The following is a 24,303-nucleotide window of genomic DNA, read 5'->3' on the forward strand; positions in this document are numbered from 1 at the left end:
GGGCCAGGAGACCTCGGCAGCCGACCACTCAGCGGGCGGCGAGGCGGTGACCTCGGGCCGCCGGGGCGGGGCGCAGCGGCGGGACGTGCCGCAGGCCGAACACCTCGCGCAGCGCGACCTGCGCGGCGTTGTCGCCGCAGGCCCCGTGCACGGCCGGCCCGGGCGGGGTGGCCGACGAGGCGAGGTACACGCCCTGCACCGGCGTCTTGTAGGTGTTCCAGCGCGGCACCGGCCGGGCGAGCATCTGCCACAGCGTCGCCTGGCCGTTGGAGATGTCCCCACCCAGGTAGGTCGGGTTCCAGGCCTCCATCTGGACGGCGTTCTTGGTGACCCGGTCGACGATCGTGTCCTTGAAGCCCGGCGCGAACCGCTCGATCTGGTCCTCGATGGCGTCGGTCACGTCGAGGTCCGACCCGTGCGGGACGTGCACGTAGGCCCAGAACACGTGGCCGCCGGCCGGCGCCCGCGTCGGGTCGGGCACGGTCGGCTGGACGGCGAGCACGTAGGGGCGATCGGTGCGCTCGCCCCGGTTGGGCGCCCGCTCGCCGGCGATGGTCTCCTCGAGGTCGCCGGCGACGTGGATGGTCCCGGCCCGCCGGACGTCGGGGTTGGTCCAGGGCACCGGGTCGGAGAGGATCCAGTCGACCTTGAAGACCCCCGCGCCGTGCTTGTAGCGGCGCACCCAGCGGCGGTACCCCTCGTGCACCCGGTCGCCGGCCATGGCCACGAAGGCGTCGGGCGTGGTGTCCAGCAGCACCGCCGGCACGCCGTCGAACTCGCGCAGGTCGGTGACCAGGTGCCCGGTCTCCACCTCGCCGCCCTGCTGCTCGAGCGCGGTCACCATGGCGTCGGCGAGGTTCTGCGACCCGCCCTCGACCAGCGGCCAGCCGACGTGGTGGCCCAGCATGGTCAGCAGCATCCCGAGCGCCGAGGTGAGCGGCTGGCTCAGGTCGAGCATCCCGTGCGCGGCCGCACCGCCGAGCAGGGCGCGGGCCTCCTCGGTGTCGAAGTACCGGTGGGCCAGCCAGCGGACGTTGGGCAGCCCGTTGACCATGAAGTGCGCGATCTGCGGCACGCTGCGGGTCGGCAGCCGGCGCAGCCGGCTGGTGAGGAAGAAGTCGACGACGTCCTGGCCGTGCTCGACGAGCGGCTCGAACAGCCGGCGGTACGCCGGGCCGTCGACGCCGAGCCCGGCCGCGGTCTCCGCCAGCGAGTGGTACGCGACCGAGGCGCGCCCGCCGTCGAGGGGATGCGCGTAGTTGACCTCCGGCTGCACCAGGCGGACCCCGCGGCTGGGCAGGTCGAACTCCCGGAAGAACGGCGCCGCGGCGGCCATCGGCTGCACGATCGAGCAGACGTCGTGCCGGTACCCCGGCCGCATGAGCTCTTCGGTGCGCATCCCACCGCCCGGGCGCTCCGCGGCCTCGACGACCTGCACCCGCAGGCCCGCGGCGGCCAGCCGGAGAGCGGCGGCCAGCCCGTTGGGCCCGCTGCCGACGACGACGGCGTCCGCCTTGCCGTTCACTGCCCCAGCCCGTTCACCCCGTCATCGTGCCCGCAGCGGCTCGGAGCCGCCCGGGCAGCGCCCTGCAACTGGGCGAGGAGCACCTCCGCCGCGCGGAACGGGTCGCTCTCCCCCGCGAGGACCTGCTCGGCCAGCCTGCCGAGGGCGGCCGACCCGCGGACGTCGCCCATCCGGGCGCGCAGCCCGGCCAGCGCGATCGCCTCGATCTCGCGGGCCGCCCGGACGGCCCGGCGGCGGTACCCCTCCCCCGAGGACCCCAGCCACGCGCGGTGCTCCCCGATCGACCCGACCAGGTCGTCGATGCCGGTGTGCTGCGCGGCCACGGTCCGGCGGATCGGCGGGCGCCATGCGCCGGCCCGGTCGTGCCCGCCGCCGAGGGAGACCGCGTAGCGCAGGTCGCGCACGGTCTGGTCGGCGCCGTCCCGGTCGGCCTTGTTCACCACGAGCACGTCGGCCACCTCGAGGACGCCCGCCTTCGCCGCCTGGATGCCGTCACCCATCCCCGGCGCGAGCAGCACCAGCGTGGTGTCGGCGAGCGACGCGACCTCCAGCTCCGACTGGCCGACGCCGACGGTCTCCACCAGGACGACGTCGCACCCGGCGGCGTCCAGCACCCGCAGGGCCTGCGGCGTGGCCCAGGCCAGCCCGCCCAGGTGCCCGCGCGAGGCCATCGAGCGGATGTAGACGCCGGCGTCACCGGCGTGGTCCTGCATGCGCACCCGGTCGCCGAGCAGCGCGCCGCCGGAGAAGGGGGACGACGGGTCGACCGCGAGGACGCCGACCCGCAGGTCCCGCTCGCGGTAGGCACGCACCAGCGCGGTCGTCGTCGTGGACTTGCCGACGCCGGGCGCGCCGGTCAGGCCGACGACGTGGGCGTGCCCGGTGTGCGGGGACAGCGCCGCGGCGACCTCGCGCAGCGCCGGGCTCGCGTCCTCGACCAGGGAGATCAGCCGCGCCACCGCGCGGGCCTCGCCGTCCCGGGCGCGGGCGACGAGGTCGGGGACGTCGACCGCGCGCCGGCCCCGCCTCCCACGAGGGGTGGCGGGGCCGGGGGTCTGGACGGCGGTGCCGTCCGCGGGGACGGCAGGGCCGTCCGGGCTCACGCCTGCGCGGGAGCGGGCACGTGCAGGATCAGCGCGTCGCCCTGGCCGCCGCCACCGCACAGCGCGGCCGCACCGACACCGCCGCCGCGGCGCCGGAGCTCCAGCGCGACGTCCAGCACCACGCGGGCGCCGCTCATGCCGATCGGGTGGCCCAGGGCGATCGCACCGCCGTTGGGGTTGACCTTCTCCGGGTCGATGCCCAGCTCGCGGGTGGAGACGATCGCGACCGCGGCGAAGGCCTCGTTGAACTCGACCAGGTCGAGCTCCGCAGGCTCGATGCCCTCGCGCTCGCAGGCCCGCTGCACCGCACGCGACGGCTGGCTCTGCAGCGTCGCGTCCGGGCCGGCCACGACACCGTGCGCGCCGATCTCGGCGATCGGGGTGATGCCGAGCTCGGCGGCCTTCTCGGCGCTCATCACCACGACCGCGCAGGCGCCGTCGGAGATCTGCGAGGCGGTGCCGGCGGTGATCGTGCCGTCCTTCGCGAAGGCCGGCTTCAGCCGGGCGAGGGTCTCCACCGTAGTGTCGGCGCGGACGCCCTCGTCGTCGCGGAACTCGATCGGGTCGCCCTTGCGCTGCGGGATGAGCACCGGGGTGATCGCCTCGTCGAAGACGCCGTTCTTGCCCGCGCGCGCGGCCTTCTGGTGGCTCTCCGCGGCGAAGGCGTCCTGCTCCTCGCGGGTCAGGTCGTACCGGCTGTTCGCCTGCTCGGTCAGCTCGCCCATGGCGACCTGGTCGAAGGTGTCGGACAGCCCGTCGTGGGCCATGGAGTCGACCAGCGTGGCGTTGCCGTACTTGGTGCCGGTGCGCGAGCCCGCGAGCAGGTGCGGGGCCTGGGTCATCGACTCCTGGCCGCCGGCCACGACGACGTCGAACTCGCCGGCGCGGATCAGCTGGTCGGCCAATGCGATGGCGCTCAGCCCGGACAGGCACACCTTGTTCACCGTGACCGCGGGCACCGTCATCGGGATGCCGGCGGCCACGGCCGCGGGACGGGCGGGGTTCTGGCCGGCGCCGGCCTGCAGCACCTGACCCATGATCACGTACTCGACCTGGTCGCCGGAGATGCCGGCGCGCTCCAGGGCCGCCTTGATGGCGACCCCGCCGAGGTCGGCGGCGGAGAAGTCCTTGAGCGAGCCGAGCAGCCGCCCCATCGGGGTGCGGGCGCCGCTGACGATGACCGAACGGGACATGAGCTGCCTCCAGGGGCGGGCCGCCGACGCTGGCGACCGCGGGGTCGGTGCCGCCGCGCTCCGGGGCGCGGCGTCCATCTCCAGCAGAGGATAGGACTCCGCGCGGGGTCGCCGGGGTGACGACGGTCCCAGCGCGTTCGACCGTGGGCCACCGGGTAGGGCTCCAGGCGACCACGCACCCGAGACGAGGAGGGACCATGCCCCGCCTGAACGTGGGCACGGACGACGGCCAGCCGGTCGAGCTGCACTACCAGGACGTCGGCGCCGGACGGCCGGTCGTGCTCATCCACGGGTGGCCGCTGTCCGGCCGCTCCTGGGAGCCCCAGGTCGCTCCGCTCGTGGCCGCCGGCCACCGCGTCGTCACCTACGACCGGCGCGGCTTCGGCGACTCGTCGCAGCCGTGGGACGGCTACGACTACGACACCTTCACCGCGGACCTGCACGCGCTGCTGGAGCACCTGGACCTGCGCGACGTCGCGCTCGTCGGCTTCTCCATGGGCGGCGGCGAGGTCGTGCGCTACATCGCCCGGCACGGCGTCGCCCGGGTCAGCCGCGTCGTGCTGGCCGCCGCCGTACCGCCGTACCTCTACAAGACCGACGACAACCCCGACGGCGGCCTGGACGACGCCACCATCGAGCAGTTCCAGCAGGGCGTCACCACCGACCGCCCGAAGTTCCTCGACGGCTTCACCGCCGACTTCTTCAACGCCGGCGGCAAGGGCCTGCTGGACAGCAAGTCCGGTGCGGTCAGCGAGCAGCAGCGGCAGTACGCGCTGCGCATCGCGGAGTTCGCCTCGCCGAAGGGCACGCTGGACTGCATCACCGCCTTCGGCCGCACCGACTTCCGCGGCGACGTCGCCACGGTCACCGTGCCGACCCTGATCATCCACGGCGACTCCGACGCGATCGTGCCGTTCGAGGTGAGCGGCAGGCGCTCGCACGAGCTGATCCCGGGCAGCGAGCTGGTCCTGATCAAGGGCGGCCCGCACGGGATCAACGCGTCGCACACCGCGGAGTTCAACGAGGCGCTGATCGGTTTCCTGCGCCGCTGATCCCCCCAGCCACCGTGCGTGGGCCCGCCGCACCCGTGTGTACGGCGGGCCCACGCGGCTGTGTGGTGCCCCCACCTGTCGTCTGAGACGTCTGGTCCGGGAGGATGCCGCGGTGACCACCGACCCGCGCACCGGCCTGCCGGCCGAGTTGTTCACCACGATCGACCACGTCGGCATCGCCGTCCCGGACCTGGACGAGGCGCTGGCCTTCTACGCCCAGGCCTTCGGCGTGCACTCGGTGCACGAGGAGGTCAACGAGGAGCAGGGCGTCCGCGAGGCGATGCTCGCCGTCGGGGACGGCGACACCCGCATCCAGCTGCTCGCGCCGCTGACCCCCGAGTCGACGATCGCGAAGTTCATCGGCCGCTCCGGGCCCGGCCTGCAGCAGCTGGCCTTCCGCGTGGCCGACCTCGATACGGTCAGCGCGACGCTGCGCGAGCGCGGCCTGCGGCTGCTCTACGACGCCCCCCGCCGCGGGACCTCCGGCAGCCGGGTCAACTTCGTGCACCCCAAGGACGCCGGCGGCGTCCTCGTCGAGCTCGTCGAGCCGGCGTCGACCGCGCACTGAAGAAGGACCCCGCCCTCCGCACCCCTCGCGAACTCGGGGCGAGCCTCTGGGCGGGGCCATGGACCCGTTTCGACTACTCGCCAGTAACATTTCGACTACTCGCCAGTAACATCTCGCGCCACCGCACCGCCCCGCACCGCCTCACGAGCCGACGAAGACCCGGGAGACGCACATGGACGACATCAGGGACGCCATCCTCGCCGACCAGCTGGACGACATCGCCGGGCTGCCGGTGCCGGAGTCCTACCGCGCCGTGCTGGTGCGCAAGGACGAGCAGGAGATGTTCGCCGGCCTGCCGACGAAGGAGAAGGACCCGCGCAAGTCCCTCCACGTCGAGGAGGTGGCCACCCCGGAACTCGGGCCGGGTGAGGCGATCGTGGCCGTGATGGCGTCCTCGGTGAACTACAACACCGTCTGGACGTCGATCTTCGAGCCCGTCTCGACCTTCGGCTTCCTGGAGCGCTACGGCCGGCAGAACGCCCTGACCAAGCGGCACGACCTGCCCTACCACGTGGTCGGCTCCGACCTGGCCGGCGTCGTGCTGCGGGTGGGCGCGGGGGTGAACCGGTGGAAGCCCGGCGACGAGGTCGTCGCGCACTGCCTGTCGGTGGAGCTGGAGGACCCGGCCGGCCACGACGACACGATGCTGGACCCGCAGCAGCGGATCTGGGGCTTCGAGACCAACTTCGGCGGCCTGGCCGAGCTGGCGCTGGTGAAGAGCAACCAGCTCATGCCCAAGCCCGCGCACCTGTCCTGGGAGGAGGCGGCCAGTCCCGGGCTGGTCAACTCCACCGCCTACCGGCAGCTGGTCAGCCGCAACGGCGCGGACATGAAGCAGGGCGACGTCGTGCTGATCTGGGGCGCCTCGGGTGGCCTGGGCTCCTACGCCACCCAGATGGCGCTCAACGGCGGCGCGATCCCGGTCTGCGTCGTGAGCAGCCCGGAGAAGGCCGACATCGTCCGCACGATGGGCGCCGAGCTGGTCATCGACCGCTCCGCCGAGGGCTACCGGTTCTGGAAGGACGAGCAGACCCAGGACCCCAGGGAGTGGCAGCGCTTCGGCAAGCGGATCCGGGAGCTGACCGGCGGGGACGACGTCGACATCGTCTTCGAGCACCCCGGCCGGGAGACCTTCGGCGCCAGCGTCTACGTCGCCAAGAAGGGCGGCACGATCGTCACCTGCGCCTCCACCAGCGGCTACATGCACTCCTACGACAACCGCTACCTGTGGATGAACCTCAAGCGGATCGTCGGCTCGCACTTCGCCAACTACAAGGAGGCGTGGGAGGCCAACCGGCTCATCGACAAGGGCCTGGTCCACCCGACGCTGTCCAAGGTCTACGCGATGGAGGAGGTCGGGCAGGCCGCCTACGACGTCCACCACAACAGCCACCAGGGCAAGGTCGGCGTGCTCACCCTCGCGCCCACCGAGGGCCTCGGGGTCAAGGACGCCGAGAAGCGGCAGAAGCACCTGACCGCGATCAACCGGTTCCGGGGCGTCTGAGAGAGGACCTCCCTGCCCGCCACCGCTCGCAGGCTCGCGGCGGGACCCTGCAGGGAGGCCGCCCTGCAGGGCGCCGGCACGTGGCGCGCCCCCGCGCCCGGCTGGCACCCTGCAGGGAGGGGTCTGGTGACACGCCGGGCTCGCCGACGATCTCTGCGAGGATGACCGCATGACCGATCCCCGCCGCGACATGCTGCCGATGCGCGAGGCCCAGCACTCCTTCGACGTGGTGCTGCGTGGCTACGACCGGCACCAGGTGGCCGAGACGATCGAGCGCCTCGAGGCCGACATCCAGGTGGCGCTGGCCGACCGCGACGCGGCGATGAGCCGCTCGTCGGACCTGGCCGGTCAGATCTCCGCGCTGCACGGCGAGATCGAGCAGCTGCGGCGCAAGGCCGCCTCCTCCGGTCCGACCACGTTCGAGAACATCAGCGAGCGCATCCAGCACATGCTGCGGCTGGCGGAGGAGGAGGCCGCGGAGATCCGCCGCTCCGCCGAGCAGGAGGCCATGGCGCTGCGCGAGCACACCGCCGCCGAGGAGCGGGCGATGCTGGAGCGGCACGCGGCCGGCCAGGCCGAGGTCGACCGGATGATCGCCGAGGCCCGGCAGGCCGCCGAGCAGATCGCCAGCAAGGCGCAGATCCGCGCCGACGAGCTGGTCGCCAAGGCCCAGGAGAAGGTCGCCCGGCTCGACGCCGAGTCGCAGGCCCGGCGGGCGAAGGTCGAGGAGGACTTCGACATCGCGCAGCGGGCGCGCCGGCAGGAGTCCGCGCGCCTGGAGGAGGAGCGCGACCGCACCTCGGCCGAGGCCGCCCGGCAGCGCGTCGCCGCGGCCGAGCAGCACGCCGCCCGCCTGGTCAACGAGGCCGAGGCCGCCGCCGCGGCCGTGCGCGGGGTGCGCGACGAGCTCACCGGGCGACTGCTCGAGGCCCGCCGGCTCCTGGAGCGGCTGCCCGACCTGGGCGACCGCCGTCCCGAGCCCCAGACCGGACCGCGCCCGCCTGCCCCGGCGGTGCGTCCCCAGCCCACGCCGCGCACCGCACAGGCCCAGCCGGAGCAGACCCGCCCGGAGCACCAGGTCGGCCCGCTCACCGCGGAGCAGCCGGCCGTGCGGCCCACCACCGCCCCGCAGGCGGCCCAGCGGCCGGTCGAGCCCCCGTCCGCGCAGCGGCCGGCCGAGCCCCCGGCGGGCAACGGTGAGGCGGCCGCCGCCCGCCAGCCGACCCGTCCGCCCGCCCCGCCGACGCAGCCGGCCGTGACCCCGGCGCCCGACGCGCCTGCCCAGCAGGCCGCCCCGGGCCCGCAGCAGACCCAGTCGCTGCGCCCGGTCCCCACAGGCAGCAGCGCCGCTCCCGCACGGGTCGACCCGCCGACGCTCGTGCAGCCGGCCGTCCGCCCCGACGACGCCGACACCGGCAGCCGACCGGTCACCCCCGGCCGGCGCTGAGCCCGACCACCGCCCTCTCCTCGGCAGCGAGGCACCACACCACCGCTCGCGGGACACCGGCGTCCCGCGAGCGGCACCGTCCACGGCCGCCGGGGAGGAGGCGAGGTGCCGACCCGTCGTGCCCGGCACCGCCCCCGGCACCGGCCCGGCCCACGGCTCGTCGCGTTCCTGCGCAGCGCGCCCGGCCAGGTGGCCCTCGCGAGCGCCCTCGTGGTGCTGCTGGCCGCCGCGGTCCTGGCCCTGGTCCTCGGCGACGACCCGACCGACGGGGTCACCGCCGACCGTGACCGCCCGGCCGGCCTGACCACCCCACCGCCGGCAGGGCCGACGACGCCCGCCGCCTCCACGCCGGGCACGTCCGCTCCCGGCTCGTCCGGGACCCCGGCGGCGGCGCTGCTCGACTTCGCCGGGCAGGAGCTGCCCGACCGCACCCGGCTGCGCCCCGAGGACGCCGTCCGCGACGACCTGGTGGCCGCCGGGGCCCCCGACGAGCTGGTGGGCACCGACGCGCCGACCGGCCCCGGCGACCTCGTCCTCACGGTCACCGAGGGACCCGCGGCGCCCGGCAGCCGGGTGGTCGCCCGCTTCGGCGACCTCGCCCTCGTCGACCCCTCCCCGGGCACGCCGACACCCGAGCAGCTCGCGAGCCGGCAGGCACTGGCCGAGGCGGTGTTGGCCAACCCGACCACGCGCGTCGCCGGGGACGCCGCCGGGGTGCTGCGGTCGGCCGACGTCGACATGCGGCTGCTGTCGCTGCTCGCGGTGCTCACCGCCCGCGAGGGCCTCGCCGTGGCGGCCTTCCCGCGGGCCGAGGGTGCGGAGGGCCCGGCCCGCGACGTGCTGCTCACCGCCGTCGGCAGCGCGCCGGTCGGATCCGACCGGCCGGCGACCGAGCCGCTGCGGACCTGGCTGGAGGCCCAGCTGCCGCCCTTCGCGCCGGACCGCGTCGAGGTCACCGGGGACGGCGTCCTGCTGTCGTACGACTACGCATCCGCTCCCGACGCGCTGGTGGCCGAGGTGTCCCCGTGACGCTCGGTTGGACAGGAGTCGCGATGAGTGCGCGAATGGACGCCGGGACCCCACCGGGTCCGCCCCCGGAGACGCTGGAGGAACCGTGCACCGTTGGACCCGTCTGCTGGCCGTGACCGCCGTGACCGCCGGGACGGTGCTCGTCACCCCCTCCGGCGCCGGCGCCGCCGAGAACGGCCTGCTCCGGCTGGCCCACCTGTCCCCCGACACCCCGGCGGTCGACGTCTACGTCGACTCGGTCGCCGACCCCGGCGACGGGACGGCGCTGCTGACCGTGCCCGGCGTCGGCTACGGGACGATCTCGGACTACCAGGACGTGCCCGAGGGCGTCTACACCGTCAGCATGCGCGAGGCCGGGGCCGACCCGGGGGCGCCGCCGGTCCTGTCCACCACCGTGCAGGTGGGCTCGGACAGCGCGCGCACCGTCGCCGGTGTGGGCCGCTTCGCCGACCTCGGCCTGGAGGTGCTCGAGGACGACCTGGCCCTGCCGCCCACGGGCCAGGCCCGGGTGCGCGTGGTGTCGGCCGCGGCGACAGCGCCGACCCTGGACGCCTCGGCCGGCGGGACGCCGATCGCCAGCGGCCTGGCCTTCGCCGAGGCCGGCGAGTACGCCCCGGTGTCCGGGGACGCCGGAGCGCTGCAGGTCACCGTGGACGGCGAGGCCACCGAGCTCCCCCTCGACCTGGCCGCGGGCTCGGTCTACAGCCTGTTCGTGCTCGACCGGCCCGAGGGCGGGCTGACCGTGCGCACGGTGCTGGACGCCGCGGGCTCGGGCGTCGTCCCGGCCGGCGGGGTGGAGACCGGCGCCGGCGGCACCGCGGACGGCGGGCTGCACTCCCTCGCCGTCGGCGGCCTCGTCGGGGCCACCGTGCTCGCGGGTGCCGGCCTCGCGCTCACCCGCCGGTCGCGGCGCGGTCCGGCGCGGCACGCCGCCTGAGGCCGCGGCCGGTGAGCCGCCACCGCAAGCCGCGGCGGCCCCTGCTGCCGCTGGTGTCCGGGCTGCTGACCGGCGCCGCAGTCGTCGTCACCGCCGGGACGGTGGCTCTGGTCTCCCCCGGTGCCGCCGTCCCCGCCGCCGGGATGGCACCGGTCGCCACCTCCGCCGTGCCGGTGGTCGCCGAGCCGGGCACCCGGCGGTCGGCGGCACCGCCGGTCCGGGTCCGCGTGCCGGCCATCGGGGTCGACAGCGAGCTGCTCCGGCTGGGCACGGACGCGGCCGGCGCCCTGGTCCCGCCGGACGACTACGACCTGGCCGGGTGGTTCGCCGCCGGCGCGGTCCCCGGTGACGTGGGTCCCGCGGTCGTCGCCGGCCACGTGGACTCGGTTGACGGCCCGGCCGTCTTCGCCCGGCTCGACGAGCTCGCGCCCGGCGACGAGGTGCTCGTCGACCGCGAGGACGGGACGACGGCGGTGTTCACCGTCACCGGGCTCGGCCGCCACCCCAAGAGCGACTTCCCGACGGAGGCGGTCTACGGGCCCACCCCGCGTGCGGAGCTGCGGCTGGTGACCTGCGGCGGGGAGTTCGACCGGTCGGCCCGCAGCTACCTCGACAACGTCGTGGTGACCGCGGTCCTGACGTGAGGGAACGGCCTCCTGCAGGGGCCCAGGCCGAGCGTCGGGTGGCCCCGTCCGGAGGCTCACCCCGAGCTTGCGAGGGGTGAGGGGGACGGGGTCCTTCTCGGGGAGCAGGAGGTCCTTCACCGGCGGTGGCCCCGCGACTGCCAGCAGGTGCCGTGCCAGTGCCGGCGCCGGTCGGCGGCCGACCCGGTGTCCCAGGGGTCGAGGTCTGAGTCGCGGGGATAGGCCGGCCAGGTCACCAGGTGCGGCGTCCCCGGGCGGATCTCCTGGTCGCACCCCGGGCAGCGGTAGGTCTTGCCGGTCGCTGCGCCGGTCAGCCGGCGGACGACCCAGTCGCCGTCCGCCGCCTCCTCCACCGCCTCGGGACGGCGGGACGGGTCGCGGCCCGCAGGCCGCGACCCGTTCCGTCCACCGCGGCGGGGCACCGGGCTCAGCGGCTCGCGTGGTCCCGGAAACCGCGACCGGTCTTGCGGCCCAGGTACCCGGCGGTGACCAGGTGCTCGAGCAGCGGTGCGGGCGCGAAGCCCGGCTCGCGGAACTCGGTGTACAGCTCCCGCTCGATCGCCAGGGACACGTCGAGCCCGACGACGTCCAGCAGTTCGAAGGGCCCCATCGGGTAACCGCAGCCGACCTTCATCGCGGCGTCGATGTCGTCGGCCGTCGCGTAGTGCGCCTGGAGCATCTTCACCGCGTCGTTGAGGTACGGGAACAGCAGCGCGTTGACGATGAACCCGGCCCGGTCGGTGCACGACACCGCGTGCTTGCCCAGCCGCTCGGACACCGCGTGCGCGGTCGCCGCGACGTCGGGGGCGGTGGAGATCGTCGACACCACCTCGACCAGCTTCATGACCTGGGCGGGGTTGAAGAAGTGCATGCCGACGACGTCGGCCGGCCGGCCGCTGGCCTTCGCGCACTCGATGACCGGCAGGCTGGAGGTGGTGGTGGCCAGCACCGCGCCGGGCCGGACGATCTCGCCGAGGTTGGCGAACAGGGCCTCCTTGACCGCCAGCGACTCGACGACGGCCTCGACGACCAGGTCGCGGTCGGCGAGCTCGTCCAGCGACGTCGTCCCGTCGACCCGGGCGAGCACCGCGTCGCGCTCGGACTCGTCGAGCCGGCCGCGCTGGACCTGCTTCTCCAGCGACCGGGCCAGCGCGGTGTGCACCGCCTCGACCTTCTCCGGCGAGCGGGCGACGAAGCGGACGTCGTAGCCGCCCTTCGCGACGACCTCGACGATGCCGGTGGCCATCGTCCCGGAGCCGACGACGCCGACCGTCCGCACCTCGCGGGCGCCCTCGGCGGCCCCGCCCGGCGTCGGGGTCCGGGCGTCGGGCACCACCTCGGCGGAGTCACGGCCGGCGTAGGTGTAGAAGCCGCGGCCGGACTTCCGGCCCAGCAGGCCCGCGGTCATCATCTGCTTGATGATCGGGTTCGGCGCGTGCAGCCGGTCGCGCGACTGCCGGTACATCGTCTCGAGGATCTCGTAGGCGGTGTCGATGCCGATGAGGTCCATGAGCGCCAGCGGGCCCATCGGCAGGCCGCAGCCCAGCCGCATCGCCGCGTCGATGTCCTCGCGGCTGGCGTAGCGGTTCTCGTACATGGCGACCGCGTGGTTGAGGTAGCCGAAGAGCAGCGCGTTGGCGATGAAGCCGGCCTTGTCCCCGATCGTCACGTCGACCTTGCCCAGCCGCGCGGCCAGGGCCTCGACGTCCTCGACGACCGGCTGCTCGGTCACGACCGTGCGCACGACCTCGACGAGCTTCATGACCGGCGCCGGGTTGAAGAAGTGCATCCCGATGACCTTGCTCGGCCGACCGGTCGCCACCGAGATCTCGGTGACCGACAGGCTCGAGGTGTTGGTGGCCAGGATGGTGTCCGGCGGGCAGATCTTGTCCAGCGCGGAGAAGATCTCGCGCTTGAGGTCCATCCGCTCGGGGACGGCCTCGACGACCAGCTCGGCCTGGGCGAGGTCCTCCAGCGACGTGGCGAACCGGATCCGGCCGAGGATGGCGTCGCGGTCGGCGGGGTCGAGCTTGCCGCGCGCCACCGCCTTGCCGGTGGACTGCTCGACGTGCGCCCGGCCGCGGGCCACGGCCGCGTCGTCGACGTCCACGGCGGTCACCGACAGGCCCGCGCGGGCGAGCACCTCGGCGATGCCGGCCCCCATGGTGCCCAGCCCCACCACGCCGACCTCGGTCAGTTCTCTGGCCACGCTGCCATCTCCTCTGCGCCGGCACCCGGCACCGGGCACCCCGTCCGCGATCGGGGGCAGTCTCCCACCCGGGCTACCCGCCGGTAGTCCTGGCCCCGTCCGGCCGGCTCTCGGGTCCCACCACGGGCCTGCGAGTGGTGGTGAGGCGGTCCGCTCAGAACAGCCGCTGGGAGGGGTCGTCGGTGCCCTTGAGGACGGCGTAGTCGACGGTGACGCAGTCGATGCCGCGATCACCGGCCAGCACCCGGGCCTGCGGCTTGATCTCCTGCGCGGCGAAGACGCCCTTGACCGGCGCCAGACGCGGGTCGCGGTTGAGCAGCTCCAGGTAGCGGGTGAGCTGCTCGACGCCGTCGATCTCGCCGCGGCGCTTGATCTCCACGGCCACCGTGCCGCCGTCGGCGTCGCGGCAGAGCAGGTCGACCGGGCCGATCGCGGTCGGGTACTCGCGGCGGACCAGCGACCAGCCCGCCCCGAAGGTCTCCACGTGCAGGGCCAGCAGCCGCTGCAGCTCGGCCTCCACGCCGTCCTTCTGCAGGCCCGGGTCGACGCCGAGCTCGTGGGAGCTGTCGTGCTCCACCGACTCGATGGTGATGATCAGCTGCTCGCCGGCCTTGTTGGTGACCGTCCAGGTGCCCGCGCCGTCCACCAGCTCGTCCCGGAACGAGCACGGCGGGGTCATCCAGTTCAGCGGCTTGTAGGCGCGGTCGTCGGCGTGCACCGACACCGAGCCGTCGGCCTTGACCAGCAGCAGCCGGGGCGCCATGGGCAGGTGGGCGGTCAGCCGCCCCACGTAGTCGACCGAGCAACGGGCGATGACCAGGCGCACGGGGACCGACGGTACCGAACCGGCAACGATGCGCCGGGGCGGGCGGCCGCCGGCCCCTGGCGAGGCCATCCTGACCCGGTGAGACGCGCTCCGCTCCTCGCCCTGCTCGTGCTGCTCAGCGGCTGTGCCGGGGACGCCGGGGACGCCGCCACCCGGCCGGCCCCGGCCACGTTCGGGCCCGGCCCGCTGGTGCTGTCGGTGGAGCACGTCGGTGGCTTCACCACCCCGGAGGAGCTGGCCGCCCGGCTGCCGCTGGTCGCCGTCTTCGGCGACGGCCGGGTCGTCGCGCCCGGCGCCCAGATCGAGGTCTACCCGCCGCCGGCGCTGCCGGCCCTGCAGGTGTGGCAGCTCGACGCCGAGGGCGTCCAGACCGTCGTCGACCGGGCCGTGGCGGCCGGCGTGACCGCCACGGGTGACCTCGGCACGCCACCGGTCGCCGACGCCCCCGCGACCCGGTTCACCCTCGTCACCGACGAGGGGACGGCGGTGCGCGAGGTCGAGGCGCTGTTCGAGCTGCCCGGGGACAGCGGGGTCACCATGGAGCAGCAGGCGGCGCGCGGCGAGCTCATCGGGCTGCTCGACGTCCTCACCTCACCCGAGCCGCTGGGCGCGACCGGGCCGGAGCCGTACCAGGCCGACGCGGTGGCCGCCGTCGTCGCGCCGTGGACCGACCCCGGCGACCCGGCGCTGGCGCAGCCCGAGACCGCCTGGCCCGGGCCGGCGCTGCCCGGTGAGCCGCTGCCGGGCGGGGTGGGGCTGTCCTGCGTGGTCGCCCGCGGCGCCGAGGCCGCGTCCGTCCTCGAGGTGGCGGGAGGTGCGACCACCCTGACGCCGTGGGTGGCGCCCGACGGCACCCGGTGGTCGCTGCGGCTGCGCCCGCTGCTGCCGCACGAGACCGGCTGCGCGGACCTGTCCGGGGCGTAGGCCCCCTGCAGGGTCCCGCCGCGAGCCTGCGAGCGGTGGGGGGCAGGGGGTCCTTCTTCAGGCGGTGGCGGGCCGCAGGTCGCCGTCCACTCCCCCGCGCTCGGCGACGGGCGCCAGCGGGCGGGCCGCCGAGGTCGAGCGGAACCGCTCCTCGTCGAGGATCCCCTCGCGCTTCGCGACGATCGTCGGCACCAGCGCCTGGCCCGCGACGTTCACCGCCGTCCGACCCATGTCGAGGATGGGGTCGATCGCCAGCAGCAGGCCGACGCCGGCCAGCGGCAGACCCAGGGTCGACAGGGTGAGGGTCAGCATGACGACCGCGCCGGTGACGCCGGCGGTGGCGGCCGAGCCGACCACGGAGACCAGCGCGATCAGCAGGTAGTCGGTCAGCGCGAGGTCGACGCCGAAGAACTGGGCCACGAAGATCGCGGCCAGCGCCGGGTAGATCGCGGCGCAGCCGTCCATCTTGGTCGTCGCGCCCAGCGGGACGGCGAACGAGGCGTAGGACCGGGGGACGCCGAGCTCCTGCTCGGTCACCCGCTCGGTCACCGGCAGGGTGCCGATCGACGAGCGGGACACGAAGGCCAGCTGGATGGCCGGCCAGGCGCCGGCGAACCAGCGCACCGGTGAGAGGCCGTGCAGCTTCAGCAGCACCGGGTAGACGCCGAACAGCACCAGCGCGAGACCCGCGTAGACCGCGGCGGCGAAGACGCCGAGCGAGCCGACGGACTCCCAGCCGTAGCTGGCCACCGCGTTGCCGATCAGGCCCACCGTGCCGATCGGGGCCAGCAGGATGACCCACCACAGCAGCTTCTGCACGACCGCCAGCGCCGAGCGGGTCAGCGCCAGGAACGGCTCGGCCGGCTCGCCCACCTTGAGCGCGGCGACGCCGACCGCCACGGCCAGCACGATCAGCTGCAGCACGTTGAACGACAGGCCGCCGTCGGACGAGGTCTCGAGACCGAGGACGTTGGCCGGAACCAGGCCGGTGAGGAAGTCCCACCAGCCGCCGGTGGTCTCGGGCGCCTGCTGGGCGGCGGCGTCGACCGTGCTGTTGCGGCCAGGCTCGGTGAGCAGACCGAGGCCGATGCCGATCGAGACGGCGATCAGCGCGGTGATGCCGAACCACAGCAGGGTCTGCCCGGCCAGCCGGGCGGCGTTGGACACCTGCCGCAGGTTGGCGATGCTGACGATGACGGCGGTGACGACGAGCGGCGGCACGAGGACCCGCAGCAGGGTCACGAAGGTGCTGCCGACGGTGTCGAGGGTGCTGGTCAACCAGTTCGGGGAACCGTCGCCGACGGGACCGAGGTCCCGGGCGACGAGGCCGAGGGCGACCCCCAGCACGAGGGCGAGGAGGACCTGCGCCGCGAAGGGGACGCGGCGGAGACGAGCGAGCACGAGGGTGCCTTCCGGGGACGGGCTGAGGAGGGGACGACGGAGCGCGGGCGCTCAGGAGTCGGCCGTCATCCGCCCGAAGTCGAGCGCCCGCCGCCGGGTCAGGTCCCACCTGTCACGCACAGGGGGGTCAAGTCCGCCCCGGCACCGTCCCATCCCGCCTGTGGGCACTCTCACCTCGGTGACGCACGGGAACGGCCGCCCTTCAGGGCCCCGCGCCGAAGCCCTGACGGCCCCCCCGCAGGGTCCCGCCGCGAGCCCTGACGGCCCCCTCGCAGGGGCCCGCCGTGAGCTTGCGAGCGGTGGGGGGCGAGGGGGTCCTTCGAGGCGGGGGGCGAGGGGGCCCTCCAAGTGGGGAAGGGTGGTCCTTCGTCAGTCCGACCAGACCGGGCGCCGCTTCTCCAGGAACGCCGACATGCCCTCGACGGCGCCGGGCAGCTGGCTGGCGGCGGCCATGACCTCGACCGCGGTCGTGTAGGCGTCCCGCTCGGGCCGGCCCAGCTGGGAGTGCATCGTCTGCTTGCCCCAGGCCTTGCTGGCCCGGGAGCCGCGGGTGGCGCGGGCCATCAGGTCGGCGACGGCGTCGTCCAGCTCGGCGTCGGGCACCACCCGGTTGACCAGGCCCCAGTCCAGCGCGGTCGCGGCGTCGATGACGTCGCCGGTGAGCGCCAGCTCCATGGCCCGCTTGCGGCCGATGTCACGGGCGATGGCCACCATCGGCGTGTGGCAGAACCAGCCGCCCTTGCCGCCGGGGGCGGCGAAGCCGGCGGACTCCGCGGCCACCGCCAGGTCGCAGGAGGCCACCAGCTGGCAGCCGGCCGCGGTGGCCAGCGCGTGCACGCGGGCCAGCACCACCTGCGGGACGTCGTGCAGCGCCTGCATCAGCTCGGTGCACAGCTGCAGCAGGCTGCGCACCTCGGGGACCGGCCGGCCGGCGACGTCGGCGAAGTCGTGGCCCGCGCTGAACACCGGTCCCTCCGCCGCGATGACCAGCCCGGCGGCGTCGCTCTCGCCCACCGTCGTCACCGCGGCCAGCAGCTGCTCCAGGTGCTCGCGGGACAGTGCGTTGCGCTTCGCGGGCCGGCACATCGTGAGGGTGACGACGTCACCGTCGCGCCGGACCCGGGGGGCACCGTCTGCAGTCATGCGGGGACCACACCACGGCCGGGCGGGTGGGGGCAACGGGGGACGGCGGCCGGTGGCACCGGGCTGGGAGGCTCGTGGGCGTGCAGCCCGAGGACGTCACCGACACCGCGCCCCGCCCGGCCGGGCGCACGGTGTTCACGCAGGGCTGGCGGGACGTCGCCTTCCTGCACTGGGCGGTGGACCCGGAGCTGGTCGCCCCGCTCCTCCCGCCCGGCACCCGGCCCGACGTGCTCGGCGGTGCCACGTACGTCGGGCTGATCCCCTTCCGGATGCGCCGGATCGGCCTGCTGGGGGCGCCGGGCCTGCCGTGGGCCGGGTCCTTCGCCGAGACCAACGTCCGGCTGTACTCCGCCGACGACCGGGGACGGCGCGGGGTGGTGTTCCGGTCCCTGGACGCCGACCGGCTGCTGCCCGTGCTCACCGCCCGCTGGGTCGCCGGGCTGCCCTACTGCTGGGCGCGGATGCGGGTGCGCCGCGAGGGCGACCTGCTGACCTACACCTCGCGGCGGCGCTGGCCCGGCCCGCGTGGTGCGGGCGGCCGGGTCGCCGTCCGGGTGGGCGCGCGGCTGGCCGACCCCGGGCCGCTGGCCGGGTTCCTCACCGGCCGGTGGGGGCTGCACCAGACGGCGTCCGGGCGCCTGGCGTACTGGCCGAACGAGCACCCGGCGTGGCCGCTGCACTCCGCCGAGCTGGTGGCGTGCGACGAGGACCTGCTGGCCCCGGCCGGGCTGCCCACGGTGGGCGGCGCCCCGGACAGCGTGCTGTTCTCCCCCGGCGTCGACGTCCGCTTCGGCCCGCGCCTGCGCTGACCCGGGCACGGCATGATCGCGGCATGGACCCCGTGCGCTTCGGACTGGTCGGCTACGGCTTCGGCGGCCGGTGGTTCCACGCCCCTCTGCTGGCCGCCGCACCGGAGGTCGACCTCCTCGGCGTGGTGACGACGTCGGCCGAGCGGCGGGCGCAGGTCGCCGCCGAGCACCCCGGCCTGCGCACGTTCGGCTCGCTCGAGGAGCTGGCCGACGCCGGCGCCGAGGCGGTGGCGATCTCCACGCCCGCGGACACCCACACCCCGCTGACCGAGCAGGCGCTGTCCCTGGACCTCGCCGTCGTCTGCGACAAGCCCTTCGCGCTGGACGCCCCGGCCGCGCAGGAGACGGTGCAGCTGGCCGCGGCGCGGCGGCTGCCGCTCGCGCCGTACCAGAACCGCCGGTGGGACTCCGACTTCCGCACCGTCCGGGCGCTGGTCGACGAGGGCCGGCTGGGCACGGTGACCCGCTTCGAGTCGCGGTTCGAGCGCTTCGAGCCCGAGCCCGGCCCGCCGGCCGCGGGCGGCGGCACGCTGCTGGACTTCGGCAGCCACCTGGTCGACCAGGCGCTGGTGCTGCTCGGCCCGGTGACCAGCGTCTACGCGGAGTGGCGACCGACCGACAGCGGACGGGACGACGACGTGTTCGTCGCGCTCACCCACGCCGAGGGCGCCCACTCGCACCTCTGGGGCAGCTGGAGCCAGGGGGCGCCCGGCGACCGTTTCCGGGTCAGCGGCACCGACGGGGCCTACGTCGTCGGCGGGCCGATGGACGGGCAGGAGGCCGCGCTGCTGGCCGGGCAGACGCCGGCCACGCTGGGCGAGCGCTGGGGCGCCGAGCCGGAGGAGCGCTGGGGCCAGTTGCGGCGCGGGGACGAGGGCGTCGTGGTGCCGACCGAGCGGGGCCGCTGGGACACCTTCTACCCGGCGTTCGCCGCCGCCGTCCGCGGGGAGGGCCCGGTCCCGGTGGACCCGCGGGACGCCGTGGCGACCGCCGGGGTGCTCGACGCCGCCCGCCGCAGCGCCACGGAGGGCGTCGTCGTCCGGCTGTAGCGGAGTGGACCCGTGCGGGCGTCCGCACGGGTCCACTCCCTCACGCGGGGTCGGGGACGCGTTCGTCGAGACGGTGGGCCTCGCGGACCACGTCGACGATCTTCCCCATGATGTCGGTCAGCCCGAAGTCCTTGGGCGTGAAGACCCGGGCCACGCCCAGCTCGCGCAGCCGGCGGGCGTCGCTGTCGGGCACGATCCCGCCGACGACCACCGGGACGTCGTCCAGACCGGCCTCGCGCAGCCCGCGCAGCACCGCCGGCACCACCTGCAGGTGCGAGCCGGAGAGCACCGACAGGCCGACGACGTGCACGTCCTCCTCGACCGCGGCGGAGACGATCTGCGCCGGGGTCAGCCGGATGCCCTGGTAGACGACCTCGAAGCCGGCGTCCCGCGCGCGGACGGCGATCTGCTCTGCGCCGTTGGAGTGACCGTCCAGGCCGGGCTTGCCGACCAGCAGGCGCAGCCGCCCGCCGAGCTCCTCGCCCGTGGCCCGGACCCGCTCGCGGACCTCGACCAGCGTCCGGTCGGCCTCGCCGCCACCGGTGGCCGTCGCGACGCCGGTGGGCGCCCGGTACTCGCCGAACACCCCGCGGAGCACCCCGGCCCACTCCCCCGTCGTCACACCTGCGCGGGCGCACTCGAGGGTGGCCTCCATCAGGTTCTCGTCGGTGCCGGCGACCTCGCGCAGCCGGGCGAGCGCCCGCCGGACGGGCTCCGGGTCCCGCTCGGCGCGCCACTGCTGCACCGACCGGCAGGCCGCCGCCTCCACGGCCGGGTCGACGACCTGGATCGCGGCGTCGAGGTCGGCCAGCAGCGGGTTGGGCTCGGTGGCCTCGAACCGGTTGACGCCGACGACGACGTCCTCCCCGCTCTCGATCCGCCGCCGCCGCTCGGCCAGGGAACCGACCATCGCGCTCTTCATGTAGCCGGACTCGACGGCCGCGACGGCGCCGCCCATCCCTGCGACGCGCGCCATCTCGGCCCTCGCGCCGTCCACCAGCTCGGCGACCTTCCGCTCGACGACGACCGAGCCGGTGAACAGGTCGTCGTACTCCAGCAGGTCGGTCTCGTAGGCCAGCACCTGCTGCAGCCGCAGCGACCACTGCTGGTCCCACGGCCGGGGCAGGCCCAGCGCCTCGTTCCAGGCGGGCAGCTGCACGGCGCGGGCGCGGGCGTCCTTGGACAGGGTGACCCCGAGCATCTCCAGCACGATGCGCTGGACGTTGTTCTCCGGCTGCGCCTCGGTCAGGCCCAGCGAGTTGACCTGCACGCCGTAGCGGAACCGCCGGTGCCTGGGGTCCTGGACGCCGTAGCGCTCCTGCGTCAGCTCGTCCCAGAGCCGGGTGAAGGCCCGCATCTTGCACATCTCCTCGACGAAGCGGACCCCCGCGTTGACGAAGAAGGAGACGCGCGCGACCACCTCGCCGAACCGCTCCTGCGGCACCTGGCCGGAGTCGCGCACCGAGTCCAGGACGGCGATGGCGGTGCTCATCGCGTAGGCGATCTCCTGCACCGGCGTCGCCCCGGCCTCCTGCAGGTGGTAGCTGCAGATGTTGATGGGGTTCCACTTCGGCATCGCCGTCACCGTGTAGGCGACCATGTCGGTGATCAGCCGCATGGAGGGCCCGGGCGGGAACACGTGCGTGCCCCGCGACAGGTACTCCTTGATGATGTCGTTCTGCGTGGTCCCGGCCAGCGCCGCGACGTCGTGCCCCTGCTCCTCCGCGACCGCCTGGTAGAGCGCCAGCAGCCACATCGCGGTGGCGTTGATCGTCATCGACGTGTTCATCTCGTCGAGCGGGATGCCGTCGAACAGCGCCCGCATGTCGCCGATGTGGGTCACCGGGACGCCGACCTTGCCGACCTCACCGACCGCGAGCTCGTCGTCGGGGTCGTACCCGGTCTGCGTGGGCAGGTCGAAGGCGACCGACAGGCCGGTCTGCCCCTTGGCGAGGTTGCGCCGGTACAGCGCGTTGGACTCGGCCGGCGACGAGTGCCCTGCATAGGTGCGCATCACCCAGGGGCGGTCGCGCTCCTTCGACGGTGGAGGGAACGGCATGACCGCGGAGTGTAGGGCTGTTACCGGCCAGTAGCGAGACCGCCTCCGGGTGTCCTCCCGGTGGCACACTCGCCGGTGGGGAGAGGAGGACCGGGATGGCACCGGTGGCCGGGATGCACTACCTGACCGCCCCGGTGATCGCGTTCACCGTGATCGCCGGGCTCGCGCTGTTCCTGCGGTGGGCCTTCCGCAGCGAGCCTCGCCGTCGTCCCCCGTCGGACGACGGGCTGCTGACCCGCGTCGCCACGCTGTCCCGGCAGGAGTCGGCGCTGGCGCTGCGCGCGGTCCTCTCCGATGCGGGCATCCGCTCCACGGTGCGCACGTCGGGCCCGCACCGCACCGAGGTGCTGGTCTTCCCCGAGGACGCCGCGCGCGCCCGGGCGCTGGCCGCGTCGTTCCCCGCCGCTTGACGCAGGGCACCGCTGCCCCTACCCCGGCCCGCTCGCGGCGGGGTCCTGCAGCGGACCGCTAGCCGGGTCGCTCGACCCGCTCGATCTGGGCGCCGAGCCCGCGCAGCTGCTCGACGAAGTCGGGGTAGCCGCGGTCGACGTGGTGCACCTCCTGCACCTCGGTGACGCCGTCGGACACCAGCCCGGCCAGCACCAGCCCGGCGCCGGCACGGATGTCGGTGGCCACCACCGGCGCGCTGGAGAGCCGCTCCCTGCCCCGGACGACGGCGTGGTGGCCGTCGATCCGCACGGAGGCGCCGAGCCGGACCAGCTCGTTGGCGAACATGAACCGGCCCTCGAACACGTTCTCGGTGATCAGCGCGGTCCCGGTGGAGACCGCCGCCAGCGCGACGGCCATCGGCTGCAGGTCGGTGGGGAACCCCGGGTAGGGCAGCGTGACGACGTCCACGCAGCGCGGGCGGCCGTCCATCGCGACCCGCAGGCCGTCGGGCAGCGGCTCGACGTGCGCGCCCGCGTCGCTGAGCTTGGCCAGTGCGACGGTGAGGTGGTCGGCCACGGCCCGCTCGATGACGACGTCCCCACGGGTCATGACCGCGCCGATGGCCCAGGTGCCGGCGACGATCCGGTCGGGGACGGTCGTGTAGGTGACCGGCTTCAGCTCCTCGACGCCCTCGACGATGATCGTCGAGGAGCCGGCGCCCTCGATGCGCGCGCCCATCGCGGTGAGCATCGAGCAGATGTCGACGATCTCCGGCTCGCGGGCGGCGTTGTCGATGACGGTCGTGCCGTCGGCCAGGACGGCGGCCATGAGCAGGTTCTCCGTGGCGCCCACCGAGGGGAAGTCCAGCCAGATGCTCGTGCCCTCGAGCCGCGGGGCCGTGGCGACCAGGAAGCCGTGCTCGCTCTCGATGGTGGCGCCCAGCCGTTCCAGGCCGGAGATGTGCATGTCCAGCCCGCGGGAGCCGATCGCGTCGCCACCGGGCAGCGCCACCCTCGCCGAGCCGCACCGGGCGACCAGCGGGCCGAGCACGCTGATGGAGGCGCGCATCCTGCGCACCAGGTCGTAGTCGGTCTCGGTGGAGGGCTGCTCGGGGACGTCGACGACCAGCCGGCCGCCCCCGCCGTGCTCGTGCCGCTCGTAGGTGACGTCGCAGCCGAGCCGGCGGAGCACTTCGCTCATGATCGCCACGTCGAGGATGTCGGGGACCTCGTCGATCGTGGTGCGCCCCGCCGCCAGCAGCGCCGCCGCCATGAGCTTCAGCGCGCTGTTCTTGGCGCCGGTGACCCGCACCCGCCCGGTCAGGGCCGTTCCGCCGGCGACCTCGAAGCACTCCACCGGACCACCCTATGGCCCGGCTGCAGGGTCCCGACGCGAGCCTGCGAGCGGTGGGGGGCAGCAGGTCCTTCTTCTAGGCTCCGGGCATGACCGTCCGGCTGACTCGCATCTACACGAAGACCGGTGACGCCGGCCAGACGCACCTGGGCGACATGAGCCGGGTGACCAAGACCGACCCGCGCCTGGTGGCCTACGCCGACGTCGACGCGGCCAACAGCGTCCTCGGTGTCGCCCTGGCCCTCGGCTCCCCTCCGCCGGAGCTGACCGAGCTGGTGCGCAGCGTGCAGAACGACCTGTTCGACGTCGGTGCCGACCTGTCCACGCCGATCACGCCGGACCCGCAGTACCCGCCGCTGCGGGTGACCGCGGTCTACACCGAGCGGCTGGAGGCGGCCTGCGACTCGTACAACGCCCAGCTGCCCACGCTGTCCAGCTTCATCCTGCCCGGGGGCACGCCGCTGGCCGCGCTGCTGCACCAGGCGCGGGTCGTCGTCCGCCGGGCCGAGCGCAGCGTGTGGGCCCTGCTGGAGGCCGACGCCGAGCACACCAACGCCGAGACCGCCCGCTACCTCAACCGGCTGTCGGACCTGCTGTTCATCCTCGCCCGCGTCGCCAACCCCGGCGGGGACGTGCTGTGGGAGCCGGGTGCCCACAGCGGCGCACACGCCCAGCGGGCGGCGAGGTCGGCGGAGGGCCCCGCCGGCGACTGATCGGCGCTCAGCGCACCGGGGGCGCGGACTCCACCCAGGACAGGAAGCCGGTCACCGTCGAGGGGTCCATGGCCAGCTCGCGGGGACCGGCCGCCGTGGCGCAGGAGAGGACGACGACGTCCGGGGGCAGCGCGACGTCCTCCGAGCAGGCCCGGCGGCGCGACTCCACCCGGAACTCCGAGCGGCACAGCCGCTGCTGTGGGCGGACCGACAGCGACACCGCCCGGTACCAGAGCAGCGAGTCGCCGCCGTACCAGCCCACGCCCACCGACCAGCGCGACGAGCCGGTCGGACGCAGGTACATGGTCACCGCACCCAGCCCGGACAGCAGGAAGTGGCGGCGCAGCAGGAAGGCGACGACCAGCGCGACGAGCGCGACCGCGGCGACCAGGACGATGAGCTCGGTCGTCATCCGGTGCGCCAGG

General features: G+C 74.8%; 23 protein-coding genes. 12 read left to right on the plus strand and 11 right to left on the minus strand.

Annotated elements, in window-relative coordinates; translation table 11 throughout:
* Positions 1-28: 28 nt before the first annotated feature.
* From BLR12_RS15840 to BLR12_RS15850, 3 genes are read right to left on the minus strand one after another with little or no spacing between them, the layout of a single operon-like run.
* Entirely contained in the window at positions 29-1,525 is a 1,497-nt protein-coding gene (locus BLR12_RS15840) for a phytoene desaturase family protein (protein ID WP_091380151.1), read from the minus strand.
* Positions 1,522-2,628: a methylmalonyl Co-A mutase-associated GTPase MeaB gene (gene meaB / locus BLR12_RS15845; RefSeq protein WP_255363546.1), complete on the minus strand. Its 1,107-nt coding sequence runs from the start codon at positions 2,626-2,628 to the stop codon at positions 1,522-1,524. The genes BLR12_RS15840 and meaB overlap by 4 nt, the downstream gene beginning before the upstream one ends.
* Entirely contained in the window at positions 2,625-3,821 is a 1,197-nt protein-coding gene (locus BLR12_RS15850) for an acetyl-CoA C-acetyltransferase (RefSeq protein WP_091380154.1), read from the minus strand. The genes meaB and BLR12_RS15850 overlap by 4 nt, the downstream gene beginning before the upstream one ends.
* Before the next feature lie 197 nt (positions 3,822-4,018).
* On the opposite strand from BLR12_RS15850, the gene BLR12_RS15855 reads away from it, so the two are divergent.
* The 7 genes from BLR12_RS15855 (at position 4,019) to BLR12_RS15885 (ending at position 11,002) form a co-directional block, all read left to right on the plus strand.
* Positions 4,019-4,873 (plus strand): alpha/beta fold hydrolase, encoded by an 855-nt coding sequence (locus BLR12_RS15855; protein ID WP_091380158.1) that lies wholly within the window; start codon positions 4,019-4,021, stop codon positions 4,871-4,873.
* Positions 4,874-4,985: 112 nt separating this feature from the next.
* Positions 4,986-5,441: a methylmalonyl-CoA epimerase gene (mce, locus tag BLR12_RS15860; protein WP_091380160.1), complete on the plus strand. Its 456-nt coding sequence runs from the start codon at positions 4,986-4,988 to the stop codon at positions 5,439-5,441.
* A 172-nt stretch (positions 5,442-5,613) separates the two neighbouring features.
* Complete coding sequence (gene ccrA, locus BLR12_RS15865) at positions 5,614-6,945, plus strand: crotonyl-CoA carboxylase/reductase (RefSeq protein ID WP_091380163.1); 1,332 nt, start codon at positions 5,614-5,616, stop codon at positions 6,943-6,945.
* Positions 6,946-7,114: 169 nt separating this feature from the next.
* Positions 7,115-8,392, plus strand: a complete 1,278-nt coding sequence (locus tag BLR12_RS15870; protein WP_091380164.1) for a coiled-coil domain-containing protein — start codon at positions 7,115-7,117, stop codon at positions 8,390-8,392.
* Between the two features lie 105 nt (positions 8,393-8,497).
* Positions 8,498-9,421 (plus strand): hypothetical protein, encoded by a 924-nt coding sequence (locus BLR12_RS15875; RefSeq protein ID WP_091380167.1) that lies wholly within the window; start codon positions 8,498-8,500, stop codon positions 9,419-9,421.
* A gap of 85 nt (positions 9,422-9,506) precedes the next feature.
* Entirely contained in the window at positions 9,507-10,358 is an 852-nt protein-coding gene (locus BLR12_RS15880; RefSeq protein WP_091380170.1) for a DUF4397 domain-containing protein, read from the plus strand.
* 11 nt (positions 10,359-10,369) lie between these two features.
* Complete coding sequence (locus BLR12_RS15885) at positions 10,370-11,002, plus strand: class F sortase (RefSeq protein ID WP_091380173.1); 633 nt, start codon at positions 10,370-10,372, stop codon at positions 11,000-11,002.
* A gap of 116 nt (positions 11,003-11,118) precedes the next feature.
* On the opposite strand, the gene BLR12_RS15890 is transcribed toward BLR12_RS15885, so the two are convergent.
* The 3 genes from BLR12_RS15890 to nucS form a co-directional block, all read right to left on the minus strand.
* A complete protein-coding gene (locus tag BLR12_RS15890) occupies positions 11,119-11,355 on the minus strand; it encodes a hypothetical protein (protein WP_255363547.1) in 237 nt (78 codons plus the stop codon).
* Between the two features lie 74 nt (positions 11,356-11,429).
* Complete coding sequence (locus tag BLR12_RS15895; RefSeq protein WP_091380176.1) at positions 11,430-13,211, minus strand: 3-hydroxyacyl-CoA dehydrogenase family protein; 1,782 nt, start codon at positions 13,209-13,211, stop codon at positions 11,430-11,432.
* Positions 13,212-13,365: 154 nt separating this feature from the next.
* Positions 13,366-14,037 (minus strand): endonuclease NucS, encoded by a 672-nt coding sequence (gene nucS / locus BLR12_RS15900; protein WP_091381195.1) that lies wholly within the window; start codon positions 14,035-14,037, stop codon positions 13,366-13,368.
* Between the two features lie 78 nt (positions 14,038-14,115).
* Here nucS and BLR12_RS15905 point away from each other — a divergent pair, with 78 nt between their 5' ends.
* Positions 14,116-14,961, plus strand: a complete 846-nt coding sequence (locus tag BLR12_RS15905) for a hypothetical protein (protein WP_091380179.1) — start codon at positions 14,116-14,118, stop codon at positions 14,959-14,961.
* A 57-nt stretch (positions 14,962-15,018) separates the two neighbouring features.
* Here the strand turns inward: BLR12_RS15905 and BLR12_RS15910 are convergent, their stop codons facing one another.
* Both BLR12_RS15910 and BLR12_RS15915 read right to left on the minus strand, forming a co-directional pair.
* On the minus strand, positions 15,019-16,362 hold the full coding sequence (locus tag BLR12_RS15910) for a dicarboxylate/amino acid:cation symporter (protein WP_255363548.1): 1,344 nt from the start codon (positions 16,360-16,362) through the stop codon (positions 15,019-15,021).
* 369 nt (positions 16,363-16,731) lie between these two features.
* Positions 16,732-17,505, minus strand: coding sequence for an enoyl-CoA hydratase-related protein (locus BLR12_RS15915; RefSeq protein ID WP_091380182.1), 774 nt, complete (start codon positions 17,503-17,505; stop codon positions 16,732-16,734).
* Positions 17,506-17,585: 80 nt separating this feature from the next.
* Here BLR12_RS15915 and BLR12_RS15920 point away from each other — a divergent pair, with 80 nt between their 5' ends.
* Positions 17,586-18,314, plus strand: coding sequence for a YqjF family protein (locus tag BLR12_RS15920; RefSeq protein WP_091381196.1), 729 nt, complete (start codon positions 17,586-17,588; stop codon positions 18,312-18,314).
* Between the two features lie 23 nt (positions 18,315-18,337).
* Positions 18,338-19,363, plus strand: coding sequence for a Gfo/Idh/MocA family protein (locus BLR12_RS15925; protein ID WP_091380184.1), 1,026 nt, complete (start codon positions 18,338-18,340; stop codon positions 19,361-19,363).
* 40 nt (positions 19,364-19,403) lie between these two features.
* On the opposite strand, the gene BLR12_RS15930 is transcribed toward BLR12_RS15925, so the two are convergent.
* Positions 19,404-21,422 (minus strand): protein meaA, encoded by a 2,019-nt coding sequence (locus tag BLR12_RS15930; protein ID WP_091380187.1) that lies wholly within the window; start codon positions 21,420-21,422, stop codon positions 19,404-19,406.
* 95 nt (positions 21,423-21,517) lie between these two features.
* On the opposite strand from BLR12_RS15930, the gene BLR12_RS15935 reads away from it, so the two are divergent.
* On the plus strand, positions 21,518-21,832 hold the full coding sequence (locus BLR12_RS15935; RefSeq protein ID WP_091380190.1) for a hypothetical protein: 315 nt from the start codon (positions 21,518-21,520) through the stop codon (positions 21,830-21,832).
* Between the two features lie 58 nt (positions 21,833-21,890).
* On the opposite strand, the gene murA is transcribed toward BLR12_RS15935, so the two are convergent.
* A complete protein-coding gene (gene murA / locus BLR12_RS15940) occupies positions 21,891-23,168 on the minus strand; it encodes a UDP-N-acetylglucosamine 1-carboxyvinyltransferase (protein ID WP_091380192.1) in 1,278 nt (425 codons plus the stop codon).
* Positions 23,169-23,254: 86 nt separating this feature from the next.
* Here murA and BLR12_RS15945 point away from each other — a divergent pair, with 86 nt between their 5' ends.
* The gene (locus BLR12_RS15945; protein ID WP_091380194.1) at positions 23,255-23,878 is read left to right on the plus strand and encodes a cob(I)yrinic acid a,c-diamide adenosyltransferase; all 624 of its coding nucleotides are present in this window, start codon (positions 23,255-23,257) and stop codon (positions 23,876-23,878) included.
* A gap of 7 nt (positions 23,879-23,885) precedes the next feature.
* Here BLR12_RS15945 and BLR12_RS15950 read toward each other — a convergent pair whose 3' ends face one another.
* A complete protein-coding gene (locus BLR12_RS15950; protein WP_091380196.1) occupies positions 23,886-24,290 on the minus strand; it encodes a DUF2550 domain-containing protein in 405 nt (134 codons plus the stop codon).
* Between the last annotated feature and the right edge of the window lie 13 nt (positions 24,291-24,303).

Source organism: Geodermatophilus sp. DSM 45219, from assembly GCF_900104025.1.
Classification (GTDB): domain Bacteria; phylum Actinomycetota; class Actinomycetes; order Mycobacteriales; family Geodermatophilaceae; genus Geodermatophilus.

Coding starts and splice junctions, on each gene's coding strand:
- BLR12_RS15850 (WP_091380154.1), bottom strand. CDS start 3,821: ATGTCCCGTTCGGTCATCGTCAGCGGCGCCCGCACCCCGATGGGGCGG.
- BLR12_RS15855 (WP_091380158.1), top strand. CDS start 4,019: ATGCCCCGCCTGAACGTGGGCACGGACGACGGCCAGCCGGTCGAGCTG.
- ccrA (WP_091380163.1), top strand. CDS start 5,614: ATGGACGACATCAGGGACGCCATCCTCGCCGACCAGCTGGACGACATC.
- BLR12_RS15870 (WP_091380164.1), top strand. CDS start 7,115: ATGACCGATCCCCGCCGCGACATGCTGCCGATGCGCGAGGCCCAGCAC.
- BLR12_RS15915 (WP_091380182.1), bottom strand. CDS start 17,505: ATGACTGCAGACGGTGCCCCCCGGGTCCGGCGCGACGGTGACGTCGTC.
- BLR12_RS15925 (WP_091380184.1), top strand. CDS start 18,338: ATGGACCCCGTGCGCTTCGGACTGGTCGGCTACGGCTTCGGCGGCCGG.
- BLR12_RS15930 (WP_091380187.1), bottom strand. CDS start 21,422: ATGCCGTTCCCTCCACCGTCGAAGGAGCGCGACCGCCCCTGGGTGATG.
- BLR12_RS15935 (WP_091380190.1), top strand. CDS start 21,518: ATGGCACCGGTGGCCGGGATGCACTACCTGACCGCCCCGGTGATCGCG.
- BLR12_RS15945 (WP_091380194.1), top strand. CDS start 23,255: ATGACCGTCCGGCTGACTCGCATCTACACGAAGACCGGTGACGCCGGC.
- BLR12_RS15950 (WP_091380196.1), bottom strand. CDS start 24,290: ATGACGACCGAGCTCATCGTCCTGGTCGCCGCGGTCGCGCTCGTCGCG.